This is a genomic window from Streptomyces griseorubiginosus, assembly GCF_017614965.1.
Lineage (GTDB): Bacteria > Actinomycetota > Actinomycetes > Streptomycetales > Streptomycetaceae > Streptomyces > Streptomyces griseorubiginosus_B.
Window position 1 is genome coordinate 1 of the sequence record NZ_WVUG01000683.1, and the last position, 886, is coordinate 886.

Sequence of the window (886 nt, forward strand, 5' to 3'; positions counted from 1 at the left end):
CCCGTCGACGGATTCCTTGGTGGAAGCGCCCGCCCCGATACGCCCGTCCGCGGAACCCGTGGAGGACGGGCAGGCCCAGGTGGGGACGGCTGTGGGCGACGCGGGCGGGCACCCTGGTCTGCGCGGGCGTTGGCGGGCCGTGCTGCAGGTGCTGGGACTGCGGGACACCGTGCCGGGGGTCGTGCGGGGGCGTGCCGTGCGGTTGCTGCTGGACGAGCGGGCGCTCGAGCAGGACGAAGCGGCGCGGCTCATGGGGCTCGTGCTGTCGCCGGGGACGGCGCCCGGGGACGCGGCCGCGTGGATCGAGGGCTTCGTCGGTGGCGGCTCGGGCGGCGGGATGCTGCTCGTGCACGACGAGCGGCTGCTCGGTCTGGTCGACGCCTGGCTGACCGGGGTGCCGGCGGAGGCGTTCACGGACGTACTGCCGCTGCTCAGGCGGACGTTCTCCGCGTACGAACCGGGAGTCCGGCGCACCCTCGGCGAGTTGGTCCGCCGGGGACCCGGGCGGCAGGGGAGCACCAGGGCGGCCGGTCCCGGCATACCCGGCTTCGGCCCGGAGTTGGACGCGGAACGCGCCGACGCCGTGGTGCCGGTGGTGCGGCTGCTGCTGGGGCTGGACGGGACGCGACAGGACGTGGAGGGGCGGCAGGACGTGGACAACGGCCTTGTGGGGGTGGCGGGATGACGCACGACGGACCGAGGGAAACGGACGGGGGAGTGATGGTGATGGATGCCGTCGAGCGCGGGCGCCGAGAGGGGCGGCAGCTGAGCAGGCCTTCCGCGCGGGGTGGCCCGGCGGCGGGCGTCGCGGTGGCCGGCCGTCCGACCGCTGCCGTCGTGGTCGTGCCGCTCTGGGACCGCCCGCGCGTGGGGGTGTGCCGATGAC

1 protein-coding gene is annotated in these 886 nt (G+C 76.0%); it reads left to right on the forward strand.

The window, feature by feature from the left end:
* On the forward strand, positions 1-685 hold a 685-nt coding region (locus GRC12_RS44730; RefSeq protein WP_244374726.1), incomplete at its 5' end, for a DUF5682 family protein.
* Positions 686-886 lie beyond the last annotated feature (201 nt).